Below are 15,021 nucleotides of genomic sequence, written 5' to 3' on the forward strand. Positions count from 1 at the left end.
TGGTTCTTTCGAAGGATTGCCGCAATGTCATCCCCCAACCCCACCCGCCGGCGCGTCGTGCTGGCCGGCATGGCCGGCCTGGGCGCCGTCGTCGCGCCCGCCATCTGGTCCACGGCGGCGCTGGCTGCCGACGCGCCCGAGACGCTGCGTATCGGCTACCAGAAGTCGTCGACGCTGATGATCTGGCTGAAGTCGCGGCAGGTTCTGGAACAGGCGCTGGCGCCGCGCAAGGTCAGCGTGCAGTGGCACGAGTTCACATCGGGGCTGCCGCTGCTGGAATCGCTCAACGTGGGCAACCTCGATCTGACCGCCGACGTGGCCGATGCCGTGCCGCCGTTCGCACTGGCCGCCGGCGCCAGCATGACGTACTACGCCATCGAATCGCCGTCGCCCACGGCGCAGGCCATCGTGGTGCGCAGCGACTCGTCGATCCGGTCGGTGGCCCAGCTCAAGGGGCAGCGCATCGCGTTCTCCAAAGGTGCCGGCGCGCACTACCTGCTGCTGGAGGCTTTGAACGAAGCAGGCCTGTCGATGCGCGACATCGAACCCGCATACCTGACCCCGGCCGATGCCCGCGCGGCGTTCGAGCGCGGCAGCGTGGCCGCCTGGGTGATCTGGGACCCGTTCCTGGCGGCGGTGCAGCGCCAGGCCAACGCGCGCATCCTGCGTGACGGCGTGAAGCTGTCGAGCTACCGGCGCTTCTACCTGGCCGCCACGCCCTATGCAAGGCGCCGGCCCGACGTGCTGGCCACGGTCTATGGCGAACTGCGGCGCGCCGGCGAATGGATCAAGGCCAACCCCGCCGAGGCCGCCGCATGGCACGCACCGCTGATCGGCCTGGACGCCGCCACCGTCGAAGCCGCCAACGCACGGCGCACCTATCAGGTACAGCCCGTGGACGGCGCCGCGCTCGACGAGCAGCAGCGCATCGCCGACGCCTTCGCCGGCCAGGCCATCCTGCCGCGCAAGGTCACCGTGGCCGCTTCGCCGGTGTGGAAGCCCGCGTGAACATGCCTGATACCTGAGCGCGCCCGCCACGGGAGCAGTTGAACGCCCGGTACGTCTTGCCGTGCGCCACCGCACGCCCCGTCCCCTGTTCCGTGCCCTATAGTCGAAGGCAGCAGCGTCCACAAGATGCTGCGCCGCACAGGACACAGCGAACCACAAGGGGACCACCACATGGGCACTGTTGCGCGCTTTGACATCGGCTTTACCCGCTATCTTTCGCCCGAGGGCGCGCCTGCCCCGGACCTTCCCGCCTTCGCCCGCGACCCCGCCGCCCTGCTGCCGCTGTATCGCGCCATGGTGCTCACCCGGCAGTTCGACCTCAAGGCCATCGCCATGCAGCGCACGGGCCAGATCGGTACGTTCGCGTCGGCGCTGGGCCAGGAGGCCATCGGCGTGGGCGTGGCCACGGCCATGCGGGCCGATGACGTACTGATCCCGTCCTACCGTGACCATGCCGCGCAATTTGTGCGGGGCGTCACCATGACGGAGAGCCTGCTGTATTGGGGCGGCGACGAACGCGGCAGCGGATTTGCGGCAGTGCCGCACGACTTCGGGAATTGCGTACCGATCGGCACCCAGGTCGGCCACGCAGCCGGCGTGGCCTACGCGTTCCGGTTGCGCCGCCAGCCGCGCGTGGCGGTCTGCATCATCGGCGACGGCGGCACGTCCAACGGGGCGTTCTACGAAGGCATGAACATGGCCGGCGCGTGGCAGGTGCCGCTGGTCATCGTCATCAACAACAACCAGTGGGCCATCTCGATGCCGCGGGCCAAACAGACTGCCGCGGCCACGCTGGCCCAGAAGGCCATTGCGGCCGGCATCCCGGGCGAGCAGGTGGATGGCAACGACGTCATTGCCGTGCACGAGCGCGTGGGCGACGCCATCGAACGGGCGCGCGACGGGGCCGGCCCGGCGCTGATCGAGGCCGTCACGTACCGGCTGGGCGACCACACCACGGCCGACGATGCCTCGCGCTATCGCGACGACGCCACGGTCAAGGACGCTTGGCTGCACGAGCCCATCAAGCGCATGCGCGACTATCTGGCCAGCGTGGGTGCCTGGGATGCCGGGCAGGAAGAGGCGCTGGTCCGCGAATGCCAGCAGGCCGTGGCCGCCGCCGTGGAAGCCTACCTGCAACTGCCCCACCCCGACGTTTCGGCAATGTTCGATTGCCTCTACGAGACGCTGCCGGCCGCGATGGCCGACCAGCTCGACACCGCGCAACGCTACGCCGCACAGGACCAGGAGACCCATCATGGCTGAACTGCATATGGTGGAAGCGGTCAACCTGGCGCTGGCCCACGCGCTGGATCACGACCCCGACGTGGTGCTGCTGGGCGAGGACATCGGCGTCAACGGCGGCGTGTTCCGCTCGACGGTCGGCCTGCAGCAGCGTTTCGGCGACGCGCGCGTCATCGACACGCCGCTGGCCGAAGGCGGCATCGTCGGCGCGGCCATCGGCATGGCGGCGATGGGCCTCAGGCCCGTGGCGGAGATCCAGTTCGCGGGCTTCATCTATCCGGCCATCGACAACATCCTGAATCACGCCGGCCACCTGCGGCACCGCACGCGCGGCCGGCTCAGCTGTCCGCTGGTGGTGTGCGCGCCCAGCGGGGCCGGCATCCACGCGCCTGAGCACCACTCAGAAAGCCCGGAGGCGCTGTTCGCACATATCCCGGGCCTGCGCGTGGTCATGCCGTCGTCGCCGGCCCGCGCCTATGGCCTGCTGCTGGCCGCGATCCGCGACCCGGACCCGGTGATCTTCTTCGAGCCAACCCGGCTCTATCGCCTGTTCCGGCAGGAGGTAGAGGACACCGGCGAGGCGCTGCCGCTCGATGCCTGCTTCACGCTGCGCGACGGCACCGACATCACGCTGGTCAGCTGGGGCGCGATGGTCCAGGAAACGCTGGCCGCCGCCGACCTGCTGGCCGACGACGGCATCGCTGCGGCCGTGATCGACGTGGCCACGCTCAAGCCGCTGGACATGGATACGATCCTGGAATCGGTGGCGCAAAGCGGCCGCTGCGTGATCGTGCACGAGGCACCGCGCACGGCCGGCGTCGGCGCCGAGATCGCGGCGAACCTGGCCGATGCCGGGCTCTATTCGCTCAGCGCGCCGGTGCAGCGCGTGACCGGCTACGACACCGTGGTGCCGCTGGCGCGGCTGGAGCACAGCTACCTGCCGTCGGTGGCGCAGATCGTGGACGCGGCACGGCGCGCACTGGACGCCGGCTAGGCACCGCCAAACAGGAGACAACGATGCGGATCTTCAAGCTGCCCGACCTGGGCGAAGGCCTGCAGGAAACCGAGATCGTGACGTGGCACGTCAAGCCCGGCGACACCGTGCAGGCCGACCAGCCGCTGCTGGCGGTGGAAACCGCCAAGGCGATCGTCGAGATTCCGTCGCCGTTCGCCGGACAGGTGGCCAGACTGTACGCGCAGCCCGGCGACATCGTCCACCTGGGCGCCCCGCTGGTGGGTTTCGAAGGCGCGGGCGCGGCCGACGATGCAGGTACCGTGGTGGGCAACGTCAAGGTGGGCATGCACGTGGTGCGCGAAGGCGAAACACGCGTGGGCGCCGCCGGCATCCAGGGCGGCCACGGCCTCAAGGCCACGCCTGCGGTGCGCGCGCTGGCGCGCAAGCTGTCGGTGGACCTGGCCATGGTGACGCCCTCGGGCCGCGACGGGGTGATCACAGCCACCGACGTGCAGCGGGTGGCCACCACGCTGGCCGAAGTCGGCCCGGCGGAGGTGGTGCGCGGCGTGCGGCGCGCCATGGCCCAGAACATGGCACGCGCGCAAAGCGAGGTAGCCGCCGCCACCGTCATGGACGATGCGGACCTGCACGCGTGGCAGACCGTGGGCAGCACGGCCACCGGGCATGACGTGACGATACGCCTGGTGCGTGCGCTGGTGGCCGGGGTACGCGCCGAGCCCGCGCTCAACGCCTGGTACGAGGGCCGCACCGGCCGCCGCCATCTGCTTGAACGCATCGATGTGGGCATTGCGGCGGACCTGCCCGAGGGGCTGTTCGTGCCGGTCCTGCGCAATGTGGGCAAGCGCGATGCGGCCGACCTGCGCCACGGGCTCGACCGGATGCGGGCCGACATCAAGGCCCGTACCATCGCCCCCGAGGAAATGCGCGGCAATACCATCACGCTGTCGAACTTCGGCATGATCGCGGGCCGCTATGCGGCGCCGATCGTGGTGCCGCCCACGGTGGCGATCCTCGGTGCCGGGCGCATCCGCGACGAAGTGGTGGCCGCCGGCGGGCAGCCGGCCGTGCATCGCGTGATGCCGCTGTCGCTGACGTTCGACCACCGCGTGGTCACCGGCGGCGAGGCGGCGCGCTTCCTGCACGCGGTCATCACCGACCTGGAACGCCCGGACTAGGGGCGAGTGACGCCCGCGTTACCGGGAAAATTCCGCCATCGGAACGAAGGCATTCGCGCGCCGGCTTCCTATACTGGATAGCCCCGGCCATGGCGACTGCCGCGCGTGCCGGACATCGCATCCGACAACTGCATACCACCTGAAGGAGCCTGACCATGGCCATCCGCATTGGCGAGACCGCCCCGGACTTCACCGCAGAGACCACCGAGGGCAAGATCAACTTCCACGAATGGATCGGCGACAGCTGGGCCATCCTGTTCTCGCACCCCAAGGACTTCACGCCGGTCTGCACCACCGAACTGGGCTACATGGCCAAGCTGAAGCCCGAATTCGACAAGCGCAATACCAAGATCATCGGCCTGTCGATCGACCCCGTCGGCGACCATTCGCGCTGGGCCAAGGACATCGAGGAAACGCAGGGCACCGCGGTGAACTTCCCGATGATTGGCGACCCGGACCTGACCGTGGCCAAGCTCTACGACATGATCCATCCGGAGGCCAGCGGCGGCGGCCCGCGCACCGCCGTGGACAACGCCACGATCCGCTCGGTGTTCTGGATCGGCCCGGACAAGAAGATCAAGGCCATGCTGGTCTATCCGATGAGCGCCGGCCGCAATTTCGACGAAGTGCTACGCCTGCTCGATTCGCTGCAGCTCAATGCCAAGCACACGGTGGCCACGCCCGTGAACTGGAAACCGGGCGACGACGTGATTATCCCGACTTCGGTTTCCGACGAGGACGCAAAGAAGAAATATCCGGACGGATTCAAGACGCTGAAGCCGTATCTGCGTACGGTGGCTCAGCCGAAGTAACTCGCGGCCGGGTAACTCGATGGGATGAGCCAATGATCCGGCATACCTGTTTGAGTTAGTCCATCTGGCCTGTGGAACTATCCACAGGTTGCGTGGATAATCGCCCTCTTGACAGCCCGCAAACCCGCGCCAGCCTTGAGATGAGCTGGACTGCCTTTTTTTTGGGCAAACGCCGTTGCGGGGGTTTTATTGCCTTCGGCGGCGATTTATGCAGGGCGTCCCAGAACCCCAAAACGACGCGCCCCTCGCCCGCATGACGGGAGAGGGGCGCAAGTTTCCGGTACGTCCGGCCGCGGTATTTCCGCCCGCGGTATTTCCTGCCTATTTCCGATTATTCGCTTACGGATGCCGCGCCAGCACGCCGCGGATCGTATCGGCCAGGTCCTTGGCCAGGAACTTCGACACGTAGGCGTCGGCACCCACCTTGCGCACGTGCTCTTCGCTGGCCTCGCCCGACAGCGACGAATGGATGATGACGGGCAGCGACTTCAGCCGTGCATCGGCCTTGATCTTGCGCGTCAGCGTGAAGCCGTCCATCTCCGGCATTTCCAGGTCGGTCAGTACCAGCGCCACTTCGTCGCGGATCGGCCGGCCCTGGGCGGTGGTCAGTTCGGCGATCTGGCCCAGCATCTCCCAGGCTTCCTGACCGGTCTTGGTCATCACCACCTGCACGCCCATGGCCTTGAGGCCGTTCTCGATCAGCCCGCGCGCCAGCGCGGAGTCGTCGGCGCACAGGATCTTGCTGCCCGGGCGCAGGTTCAGTTGCGGGCCCACCGTGGCGGGGTCGACGTCGGGCTGGCGGGTCGGCAGTACGTCGCGCAGGATCTGCTCGACGTCCAGCACCTGCACAAGGCGCGGGTTGTCGCCGCCGACATCGAGCTTGGCGATGCTGGTCACCAGCCCGCCCTTGACACTGTTCTCGGCCGAAATCACCTGGCTCCAGTCCAGTCGTACGATCTCTTCGACGGCCTCGACCGCAAAGCCCTGCGTCGAGCGTGCGTACTCCGTCACCAGCATGATGTTCAGGCCCGACTTCGGCGTGCATTCCAGCAGGCGCGGCAGGTCGATGACCGGAATCACCTGGCCACGGATATCGGCCATGCCCAGGATCGAAGGCTCGGCGCCCACCACCGTGGTGACCGGCGGCATGACCAGGATTTCCCGGACCTTGAAAACGTTGATGCCGAACAGTTCGGACTGTCCGCTATGCGTCGCATCGCCAAGTCGGAACAACAGCAACTCGAACTGGTTGTTGTTGGTCAGGTTGGTGCGCTCGTCGATGTCTCTCATCGCGCTGGTCATGCTGTGGCTCCGCTTCGGCTCGGTGTATGGGTGGATATGGGTGTTTGCCAAGGAGCTATCGGCGCCCCTGCCGTGACCTTTAGCCCGACATACGCCCCCGGCGGCCGGTTGTGACGCATCGGTGGCCCCGTTTGCGGCACTTGCAGGCATCGGCACGGCGGACGGCGGCCATTGCGGGAAATCCCTGAGCCGTCCCAAGCACCGCCGGGCCGTGGTTATTCAGGCGACGGCATGTTCCGCATGCGGCGCCAATGATGAACATGGCGGATGGCTCGCCTACCTTTGAGCCTCGCCGGATCCCGCCCGCCAGAGGCATCGGACCGGCACCCGGCCCAAGTGGTCGGACACCGAGGAACGAGACGCCCGCACCCCTTGCCCGATGCCAGCGGCAACTCGGCCCTCGCACCCCCGGAACCACGTGAGACGAGGCTGACGCCCGATCCGTACGCGGACGCGCGCAGCGCCCCAGCAAGGAGACAGACCATGATCGAACAGCCGTATCCGTCCGTGACGGACGTGGACGCTGCACCGCCGCAGGCCGGCGGCAAGCTCGACCAGTATTTCGAGATCAGTTCACGCGGCAGCACCCAGCGGCGCGAAGTGCTGGCCGGCGTGACCACTTTCATGGCGATGGTGTATGCCGTGTTCGTCGTGCCCGGCATGCTGGGCAAGGCCGGCTTCGACACCAGCGCCGTATTCGTGGCCGTCTGCCTGACCACGGCATTCGGCTCGCTGCTGATGGGACTGTGGGCCAGGCTGCCGATTGCCATCGGCTGCGCCATTTCGCTGACCGCGTTCATGGCCTTTGGCCTGGTGCTGGGTCAGAAGCTGTCGCCTGCCGTGGCGCTGGGCGCGGTATTCCTGATGGGCGTGGTGTTCACGGCCATCTCGGTCACGGGCGTGCGCTCCTGGATTTTGCGCAACCTGCCCGCGGGCGTGGCGCACGGCGCGGGCATCGGCATCGGGCTGTTCCTGCTGCTGATCGCCTCCAACGACGTGGGCCTGGTGGTCAAGAACCCCGGCCCCGGACTGCCGGTGGCGCTGGGCCACATCACGGCGTTCCCCGTGATGATGTCGGTGCTGGGCCTGGCCGCGATCTTCGGCCTGGAACGCCGCCGCGTGCCGGGCGGCATCCTGCTGGTGATCGTCGCGATCTCCGCGCTGGGGCTGATGTTCGACCCGGCCGTGAAGTACACCGGCGTGTTTGCGCTGCCGTCGCTGTCCGCACCGGGCCACGCGTCGCTGATCGGCGCGATGGACATTCGCGGCGCCCTGTCGGCGGCCGTGCTGCCCAGCGTGCTGGCGCTGGTGATGACTGCGGTCTTCGACGCCACCGGCACGATCCGCGCCGTGGCCGGCCAGGCCAACCAGCTCGACGCCACGGGCCGCATCCACAATGGCGGCCGGGCACTGACCGCCGACTCGGTCAGCTCGATCTTCTCGGCGTTCTTCGGTGGCGCACCGGCCGCGGCCTATATCGAATCGACCGTAGGCGTGGCCGCCGGCGCGCGCACCGGCCTGGCCGCCGTCACCGTCGGCCTGCTGTTCCTGGCCGTGATGTTCTTCTCGCCGCTGGCCGGCCTGGTGCCGTCGTACGCCACGGCGCCCGCGCTGATGTACGTGGGCCTGCTGATGCTGTCCAGCGTATCGCGCCTGCATATGGACGATATGGTCGATTCGCTGTCCGGCCTGGTCTGCGCCGTATTTATCGTGCTGACCTGCAATATCGTCACCGGCATCATGCTCGGCTTCTGCACGCTGGTCATTGGCCGCATCGTTGCCGGCGAATGGCGCAAGCTCAATGTCGGCACGGTGGCCATTGCGGTGGCGCTTGCCGCGTTCTACGCCGGCGGCTGGGCCATCTGACAAGAGCCTTCCCGGAACATCAGAAAAATTCCGCCGTGGCGATCGATGGCCATCGATTGGCCACGGTGCAGGCAACGGCGTCTCCTCCACCTGGGATGACCGGTGGATTTCCAGGCCCTCGGGACTTTCCCCCGGGGCCTTTTTTTATATCCACATCCGGCCATTCGCCCGCCTGACAAAAATACCAATACTGACAATCATTGCAGGCGGCTGCCCGCCCCGCGAATGAAAGGCCAACGAAAGCAACGGCCTTCGCTGGATAAAAATCGACATCGATTTGCCGGGATCGCAGCCGGCGCCTACATGAATATCCAACACTTGCGGTTGCCTCGCATTACCAATTCTGGTTAGGATGCAGACCGGCGCCATTGACCGCCAAATAGATTCCGGAACATTCCGATAAAAAGCCAGGGCAATCCGATTTGACGCCGAGACTTTGACGAATGTTTTCGCGATTCACGTTGGAATTCGCGTTTGAATCGTGCTTTTCCGGATAATTCTTGTAATATTTTTGTTATGCGGATCGTTTTGCAGCCCTACGCAATGCACCGCCAATCTGAACGGGGATCCAAAAATGCCAACTTACAAGCAACTGCTGGCTGAAAAAGAAGCACTGGAAGCAAAGCTCAGCGAAGTGCGCGCCAATGAAGTGGCCAGCGTGATCGAACAGATTCGCCAGTTGATGGCCGATTATGATCTGACCGTCGAAGACATCGCCCCGAAACGCCGTCGCGGACGCCCGGCCGGCAGCGGCGCGGCACACAAGGCCGCCGCGGCACTGCCGCCCAAGTATCGCGATCCGAAGACCGGCAAGACGTGGTCCGGTCGTGGCCGCGCACCGGCATGGCTGGGCAAGCGTCCCGAGCGATTCCTGATTGAACAGGCCTGATCTCCCACCGATTCGCGGGACGTGCGATCTAGCGCGTCCCCGCCCCCGCCTTCACGTCCGCCCCGGCCTCGCACAGGTATTCCGGCCGCAGCGCCCTGAACCCTTGCTGCGTGGGCTCCTGGACCACCATTGCACCGCCTTGCGCATCGGGCTGCAGCCGCAGCACGCGCGCCGTGCAGTGCGTCGCGGCCTCGTCCCGCACATACCGGATTTCATATTGCCCGTTGACCTGGGGGACGAACGACACCCCGGCGGCGCAGCGCGCCTCGTCGGCCGGCGGCGCGGCGTACGACGTCACGGCGACATAGATCCGCTTGCCCGGCAAGACCTTGCGCTCGCGCGTGCGCGACGGCGGCTCCGGCGCAATGCCCGCCATGTCCAGCGTCGAATCGCGTCCCATCGAGGCCAGTTGGCGGCCCATGCCGGCCAGCACCTGCGGACGCGGCGACGGACACCGGGCGGGGTCCAGGACGTTGAATGTCGTCCGGTCGTCGGTACTGGTCAGCAGGCGTACGCTGGCGTAGGGCACGTCCGACGGCACGCGGTAATATGACACGCAGCCCCCCAGCGGCAAGGACAGGGCGAGGACAACAGGCACGGCGGCAATCGAAATCCTGCACATAGCGGGCGCGAAGCGGACAGTTGACCGAGGTTGGTGCCAGAGCATAGCCTTTCAGCGGTCTTGCCGACGTGGGCCGGACCACGTTGAGGATATCCACAGTTTCTGTGGATATCCTGCCATGTCGCCCCGGCGGGGCCCAGTCTGTGCGGTATCGCACCGGACTGCTCAAGAAATAGGCAACCGGGGCGCTCGACGACGGTCTGCCGCCGCCCCCCGCCACACGGCCCGCAACGCATGAATGTAGGTCAGGTTCGGCCCAAACCCAAGTCCGGCATGCCGGGCGGCGCCACGCTCCAATGTTCGGCCAGGTAGTCCACGAACGCGCGCACGCGCGGCGGCACCAGCCGGCGCTGCGGCATGACCGCGTAGATGCCGGTGACCGCGATGGGATGGTCGGGCAGCACCTGCACCAGCCGGCCAGCCCGCAGGTCGTCGCAGACATGCCAGGTGGAATGCATGGCGATGCCGAACCCCGCCAGGGCCGCGTCGGCCAGCAGCTCGCCCGTATTGGCTTCGACCCTGCCGCGCACCCGCACCGCGATCTCGCCGCCCTTGCCGTCGTCGAACCGCCAGACATCCGCGCGTCCCTGCGCCCCCACCAGCACCAGGCACTGGTGCCGGGCCAGATCCTGCGGCGTCTGGGGCCAGCCGTGATCGCGCAGGTAATCGGGCGACGCGCATAACAGCCGCTGGTTGTCCGCCAGCTTGCGTGCCACCAGCGTGGAGTCCTCCAGCGACCCGATCCGGATCGCCAGGTCGAAGCCGCTGCTGACCAGATCGAGTACATGGTCGGTCAGGTGGACGCTGACGTTGACGCCGGGATATCGCCGCAGGAACGCGGTCAGCAGCGGCGACACGTACTGGCGCCCGAACGAGGCCGACGTGGTCACGCGCAGCGTGCCGGTGATGCCCGACCCCGACTGCCGCAGCGAACCTGACAACGCCTCCAGGTCTTCCACCAGCGCCCGCCCCTGGTCCGCCAGGGCCGCCCCCTCTGGCGTGGCATGCAGGCGCCGCGTGGTGCGATGCAGCAGCCGCACGCCGAGATCGCGCTCCAGCCGCTGCAGGCGCTGGCTGGCCACGGCCACCGAGATATCCAGGCTGCGCGCCGCCGCGCTGATCGATCCCTGATCCAGAACCCGTAGAAAAAGCCCGATGTCCGCAATGCGATCCATGATTCTCAATGAAATCTTGAAAGTGATTATTGATATTGCCTGTTTTTAAGAAGATGGGAAAGGCCGACACTGCGGCCTTCCCCGCGATCCCACCGTCGGCCCCGTGCCGGCTTTCAATGGAGATTCCCATGGCTGCGTCCCCCTCTTCCCCCTCCGCCGGCCCGCGCACGCGGATGCCCGCCGCCCTGTATGCCCTGACGGCCGGATCGTTCGGCATCGGCTGCGCGGAGTTCGTCATCATGGGCCTGCTGCTGCAGGTGTCGGCCGACCTGGGCGTGACCATCGCCGCAGCTGGCATGCTGGTGTCGGGCTACGCGCTGGGCGTATTTGCCGGGGCGCCCGTCCTGACGCTGCTGACCCGCCGCATGCCGCGCAAGGCCGTGCTGATGGCACTGATGATGATCTACACCGTCGGCAACGCGGCCTGCGCGCTGGCGCCCGACTACACCACGCTGATGATTGCCCGCGTGGTCACATCGCTGACGCACGGCACGTTCTTCGGCGTGGGCGCGGTGGTGGCAACGGGCCTGGTGCCGGCCAACCGTCGCGCTTCGGCCATTTCCGTGATGTTCTCCGGCCTGACGCTCGCCACGCTGCTCGGCATGCCGGCAGGTGCGTGGCTGGGCCTGCAGTTCGGCTGGCGCTCGACGTTCTGGGCCATGACGGCGATCGGCCTCGTGTCGTTGACGGTGATCGCGCTGCTGGTGCAATCCAGCCGCGACGACACCGCGCCCGTGCGGCTCGTCGACGAACTGAAAACCATCGGTCGCCCGCAGGTGCTGCTGGGTCTGCTGATGACGGTGCTGCAGGCGCTCGGCACGTTTGCCGTGATCACCTACATCCAGCCGATGCTGACGCGCGTCACGGGCTTCGCCGAAAGCGCGGTGTCGCCGATCCTGCTGCTGTTTGGCGGCGGCATGATCATCGGCAATATCCTGGGCGGGCGCATGGCCGACCGGCGACCCACGGGCGCCCTGCTTGGCGCGCTGCTGGCGCTGACGGTAGTGCTGGCAAGCATGACCCTGTCGCTGCACCATGCCGTGGCCGTGGTGGTCTTTGTCGGCGTGCTCGGCATCGCGGCGTTCTCCACGGTGTCGCCGCTGCAGTTGCGCGTCCTGCGCCACGCCCAGGGCGCCGGCCAGAACCTGGCATCGAGCTTCAACATCGCCGCCTTCAACCTTGGCAACGGACTCGGCGCGTGGCTGGGCGGCGCGGTGGTGGATCACGGGCCGGGACTGCAGGCCCTGCCGTGGATCGCGGCCCTCGCGCCGCTGGCGGCACTCGGCATTGCCCTGGTGGCCGTGCGCATGGCGCGCAGCGCATCGGGCAAACCCGGGGCGTACCATCTCGATCCTGCTTGACAACCGTCAACAAGGCCGCGACCGAACTTCACGATCATGCCCGCATGCTGCGGGCGTGCTCCGGTTCGTCGCAATACATGGCGCCTGCGCATCGACCCCGTGCGTTCCCCTCGCACCGATCCGACAGCACAACCCGCTCCCCGCGTACGACGCCATGTTCGACGAAAACGATCTCTACAACCGCATCCAGGACGACTTTCCGCTGCACGCGCGGCCCTACCAGGCCGCCGGCGAAGCCTTCGACCTTTCGGAGCACGCCGTGCTCAGCCTGCTGGCGCGCGACGTCGGCAACGGACGCGTCAGCCGCATCGGCGCGGTCTTCGCGCCCAACACCATCGGCGCCAGCACCGTCGCCGCGCTGTCGATCCCGCCGGCACGCATCGATCGCGTGGTCGAGCGCATCAACATCGATCCCGATATCAGCCAGAGCCATGCCCGCGAAGGCCATCGCTACAACCTCTGGTTCGTGGCCGGTGCGCGCGACCGCACCATGCTCGATGGCGTGCTGTCCCGCCTTGCCATGGATATCGGCCAGCGGCCTATCGACCTGCCCCTGGAACGCGAATACCGCGCCGACCTGGGCCTGCCGCTGGGCGTCACGCGCAGCCCGCGCCGTGCGCCGCTGCAGCCATCGCAGGTGTTGAATACCCCGATACGGCCCGACCTGGACGAGGCAGACTGGCGGCTCGCCGCCGCGCTGGAATCGGGCCTGGCGCTGACGCCGCAGCCGTATCACGCGCTGGCGCGGCGTACGGGACTGGCCCTGTCGGAAACGCTGGCACGGCTGGCCAGGTGGCGAAAGTCGGGCGTGATCCGGCGCTTTGGCGCCATCCTGCGACACCGCCCCTTCGGCTACACCCACAACGTGATGTGTGTCTGGAACGTGCCCGATGCCCGGGTGGACGCGGTCGGCCTGCGGCTTGCCCATGTGCCGCACGTGACGATGTGTTTCCGGCGCACGCGGCGGCTGCCGGCGTGGCAGTACAACCTGTTCGCGATGATCCACGCCCGCAGCGCCAACGAACTGCATACCACGCTGGCGCGCTTTGACGCCGTTGGCGGCCTGGCCGACGCGCCGTGCGCGGTGCTGCGGGCCAGCCAGTGCTACAAGCAGCGCGGCACCCGCTTCGGTGGCGCCATGCCCGAGTTCTGATTAGGCGCCACGCGGCTCGGGGAACAGCAGCGACAGTCGCTGGGCCAGTGCGCCCAGCCATTCGGGCCGAGGCGCCGCATCGAGCCAGTATTTGACTTCGAGACCGGGCGCCGTATCGCCGCGGATCGACAGACGGCGCTGGAAGAACAGCGTATCGGTGTCGGCATCGCCGCTGATCAGCCGCAGGTAGCTCAGCGCCGCCGCGTGCAGCGTCAGGTCGGTTTCCCGAGCATCGAACGGACCGGGAAGGAACCGTCCATGGACGCACTGGAAGCGCACTTCCAGCCCCATGTCATCCACCGTCAGCGAAAATGTGCGGCCATCCAGCGCCGCGGGCGGTTCCAGCCACCCCGCGCGGCGCATGGCCTCCAGGGCCACGACCAGCGGCGCCGCACGCATCGGCGCGGGCATATGGCGATGCACGCGCGTCATCATCGATTTCAGAATCGTCATGCCTCAGCCCCTTCCTCCGACAGCCAGCGAATGCCCGGCTTGCCGCTCCAGTAGCCATTGCTCGGGGCCGCGCCGGCCGGCAGCACGGCGCTTGGCGATGCGGCGCGTTCCCCGCGCCGGATGGCATCGAGATGGGCAATCACTTCGCGCGTGCCCGTGGCGTGCGGGCTGACCCGCACGTAATCGATGCCCGCCGCCGCCATCTTCAATACCTGCGCGCAAAGATCGAGGCAGGTCGCCGACTGGGTCTGGATGCCGTTGAGCGTGAAAAAGTCCTGGCCGTCTCCCGTTTTGGCCACGAGGCCATCGGGATACGCCAGGCAGCGGAAATCGCATGCGTCCTTGCGCAGCCGGTGATGCCGCGCGGTAAAGCACCGCGCCGAGAACGCCAGCGGCATGCGCCCCCAGACCATGGCTTCCAGCGCCAGCCCTGCCGGGCGGCCCGCCGCCAGCGCCGTCATCGTCGTGCCATCCATCTCCACCGACACCACGCAGCCTTGCGCGCCCAGCCCGGCCAGCCACGCCAGTGTGTCGGCGTGATAGACATTCAGATGCGGGCCGCCGATAAAGGGCCGTCCGCGCATGCCATGCACGGCGCCCAGATCGTTGGCCTCCACCAGAAAGTCCTCCTGCGCGCAGACCCGACGCATCACCGCGATATCGCTGTCCGACTCGACCAGTACCGGGGTGGAGAGCACCACCTGCTTGCCGGCATCGCGCAACATCTGCCCGATTTCGATCCAGTCGGCCAGCCGCATCTCGTGCCGGCGCGTGCAGACTGCCTCGCCCAGATAAACGCGGTCGACCGCCGTGTCGGCGACCGATGCATAGAACGCCAGCACCGTGGTGCGTGGCCAGTAGTACAACAGCGGGCCGAGCGCGATGCGGAACGGCTCGGGATTCGGTAGGGTCATGGTTGCCATGTGAGGCTGGAATTGGGCAGGTCTGGAAGCGGAGCGGGCCGGCGGCGCCGTGGCCGCTCCGGGA

The 15,021-nt window shown here is 67.5% G+C and carries 14 protein-coding genes; 9 read left to right on the forward strand and 5 right to left on the reverse strand.

The features are described 5' to 3' along the window. The first annotated feature begins 24 nt into the window (after nt 1-24). The 5 genes from D9X30_RS20440 to D9X30_RS20460 all read left to right on the forward strand — a co-directional run bounded on the left by D9X30_RS20440 (nt 25) and on the right by D9X30_RS20460 (nt 5,213). Nucleotides 25-1,008, forward strand: a complete 984-nt coding sequence (locus D9X30_RS20440) for an aliphatic sulfonate ABC transporter substrate-binding protein (protein WP_153946030.1) — start codon at nt 25-27, stop codon at nt 1,006-1,008. A gap of 171 nt (nt 1,009-1,179) precedes the next feature. Beyond that, nucleotides 1,180-2,271, forward strand: a complete 1,092-nt coding sequence (pdhA, locus tag D9X30_RS20445) for a pyruvate dehydrogenase (acetyl-transferring) E1 component subunit alpha (RefSeq protein WP_153946029.1) — start codon at nt 1,180-1,182, stop codon at nt 2,269-2,271. Further along, entirely contained in the window at nt 2,264-3,244 is a 981-nt protein-coding gene (locus D9X30_RS20450) for an alpha-ketoacid dehydrogenase subunit beta (protein ID WP_153946028.1), read from the forward strand. The genes pdhA and D9X30_RS20450 overlap by 8 nt, the downstream gene beginning before the upstream one ends. A 23-nt stretch (nt 3,245-3,267) precedes the next feature. Beyond that, nucleotides 3,268-4,401 carry a dihydrolipoamide acetyltransferase family protein gene (locus D9X30_RS20455; RefSeq protein ID WP_153946027.1) on the forward strand — a complete coding sequence of 378 codons (1,134 nt, stop codon included), beginning with the start codon at nt 3,268-3,270 and terminating at the stop codon, nt 4,399-4,401. Nucleotides 4,402-4,556: 155 nt separating this feature from the next. Next, on the forward strand, nt 4,557-5,213 hold the full coding sequence (locus D9X30_RS20460) for a peroxiredoxin (RefSeq protein WP_153946026.1): 657 nt from the start codon (nt 4,557-4,559) through the stop codon (nt 5,211-5,213). 339 nt (nt 5,214-5,552) lie between these two features. On the opposite strand, the gene D9X30_RS20465 is transcribed toward D9X30_RS20460, so the two are convergent. After that, nucleotides 5,553-6,515 (reverse strand): chemotaxis protein, encoded by a 963-nt coding sequence (locus tag D9X30_RS20465; RefSeq protein WP_153946025.1) that lies wholly within the window; start codon nt 6,513-6,515, stop codon nt 5,553-5,555. A 483-nt stretch (nt 6,516-6,998) separates the two neighbouring features. Here D9X30_RS20465 and D9X30_RS20470 point away from each other — a divergent pair, with 483 nt between their 5' ends. Together D9X30_RS20470 and D9X30_RS20475 are read left to right on the forward strand one after the other, a co-directional pair. Next, nucleotides 6,999-8,381: an NCS2 family permease gene (locus tag D9X30_RS20470; RefSeq protein WP_153946024.1), complete on the forward strand. Its 1,383-nt coding sequence runs from the start codon at nt 6,999-7,001 to the stop codon at nt 8,379-8,381. 574 nt (nt 8,382-8,955) lie between these two features. After that, entirely contained in the window at nt 8,956-9,270 is a 315-nt protein-coding gene (locus D9X30_RS20475; protein ID WP_092598452.1) for an H-NS histone family protein, read from the forward strand. Between the two features lie 28 nt (nt 9,271-9,298). Here D9X30_RS20475 and D9X30_RS20480 read toward each other — a convergent pair whose 3' ends face one another. Together D9X30_RS20480 and D9X30_RS20485 are read right to left on the reverse strand one after the other, a co-directional pair. Further along, the gene (locus tag D9X30_RS20480) at nt 9,299-9,868 is read right to left on the reverse strand and encodes a hypothetical protein (RefSeq protein ID WP_249641025.1); all 570 of its coding nucleotides are present in this window, start codon (nt 9,866-9,868) and stop codon (nt 9,299-9,301) included. A 269-nt stretch (nt 9,869-10,137) separates the two neighbouring features. Continuing rightward, nucleotides 10,138-11,067, reverse strand: a complete 930-nt coding sequence (locus D9X30_RS20485; RefSeq protein ID WP_153946022.1) for a LysR family transcriptional regulator — start codon at nt 11,065-11,067, stop codon at nt 10,138-10,140. Between the two features lie 128 nt (nt 11,068-11,195). Here D9X30_RS20485 and D9X30_RS20490 point away from each other — a divergent pair, with 128 nt between their 5' ends. Then, nucleotides 11,196-12,428, forward strand: a complete 1,233-nt coding sequence (locus D9X30_RS20490; RefSeq protein WP_228770766.1) for an MFS transporter — start codon at nt 11,196-11,198, stop codon at nt 12,426-12,428. 154 nt (nt 12,429-12,582) lie between these two features. Beyond that, complete coding sequence (gene ahbB / locus D9X30_RS20495) at nt 12,583-13,581, forward strand: siroheme decarboxylase subunit beta (protein ID WP_153946020.1); 999 nt, start codon at nt 12,583-12,585, stop codon at nt 13,579-13,581. On the opposite strand, the gene ubiT is transcribed toward ahbB, so the two are convergent. Continuing rightward, a complete protein-coding gene (ubiT, locus tag D9X30_RS20500; protein ID WP_153946019.1) occupies nt 13,582-14,034 on the reverse strand; it encodes a ubiquinone anaerobic biosynthesis accessory factor UbiT in 453 nt (150 codons plus the stop codon). After that, a complete protein-coding gene (locus tag D9X30_RS20505; protein WP_228770765.1) occupies nt 14,031-14,957 on the reverse strand; it encodes a U32 family peptidase in 927 nt (308 codons plus the stop codon). The genes ubiT and D9X30_RS20505 overlap by 4 nt, the downstream gene beginning before the upstream one ends. Between the last annotated feature and the right edge of the window lie 64 nt (nt 14,958-15,021).

Source organism: Cupriavidus sp. U2 (assembly GCF_009663685.2).
Classification (GTDB): domain Bacteria; phylum Pseudomonadota; class Gammaproteobacteria; order Burkholderiales; family Burkholderiaceae; genus Cupriavidus; species Cupriavidus necator_C.

Bases quoted from the DNA above. Each gene is read 5' to 3' on its own strand.
- D9X30_RS20485 (WP_153946022.1), bottom strand. From the start codon at position 11,067: ATGGATCGCATTGCGGACATCGGGCTTTTTCTACGGGTTCTGGATCAG.
- pdhA (WP_153946029.1), top strand. From the start codon at position 1,180: ATGGGCACTGTTGCGCGCTTTGACATCGGCTTTACCCGCTATCTTTCG.
- D9X30_RS20475 (WP_092598452.1), top strand. From the start codon at position 8,956: ATGCCAACTTACAAGCAACTGCTGGCTGAAAAAGAAGCACTGGAAGCA.
- ahbB (WP_153946020.1), top strand. From the start codon at position 12,583: ATGTTCGACGAAAACGATCTCTACAACCGCATCCAGGACGACTTTCCG.
- D9X30_RS20505 (WP_228770765.1), bottom strand. From the start codon at position 14,957: ATGGCAACCATGACCCTACCGAATCCCGAGCCGTTCCGCATCGCGCTC.
- D9X30_RS20465 (WP_153946025.1), bottom strand. From the start codon at position 6,515: ATGACCAGCGCGATGAGAGACATCGACGAGCGCACCAACCTGACCAAC.
- ubiT (WP_153946019.1), bottom strand. From the start codon at position 14,034: ATGACGATTCTGAAATCGATGATGACGCGCGTGCATCGCCATATGCCC.
- D9X30_RS20460 (WP_153946026.1), top strand. From the start codon at position 4,557: ATGGCCATCCGCATTGGCGAGACCGCCCCGGACTTCACCGCAGAGACC.
- D9X30_RS20440 (WP_153946030.1), top strand. From the start codon at position 25: ATGTCATCCCCCAACCCCACCCGCCGGCGCGTCGTGCTGGCCGGCATG.
- D9X30_RS20455 (WP_153946027.1), top strand. From the start codon at position 3,268: ATGCGGATCTTCAAGCTGCCCGACCTGGGCGAAGGCCTGCAGGAAACC.
- D9X30_RS20450 (WP_153946028.1), top strand. From the start codon at position 2,264: ATGGCTGAACTGCATATGGTGGAAGCGGTCAACCTGGCGCTGGCCCAC.
- D9X30_RS20470 (WP_153946024.1), top strand. From the start codon at position 6,999: ATGATCGAACAGCCGTATCCGTCCGTGACGGACGTGGACGCTGCACCG.
- D9X30_RS20490 (WP_228770766.1), top strand. From the start codon at position 11,196: ATGGCTGCGTCCCCCTCTTCCCCCTCCGCCGGCCCGCGCACGCGGATG.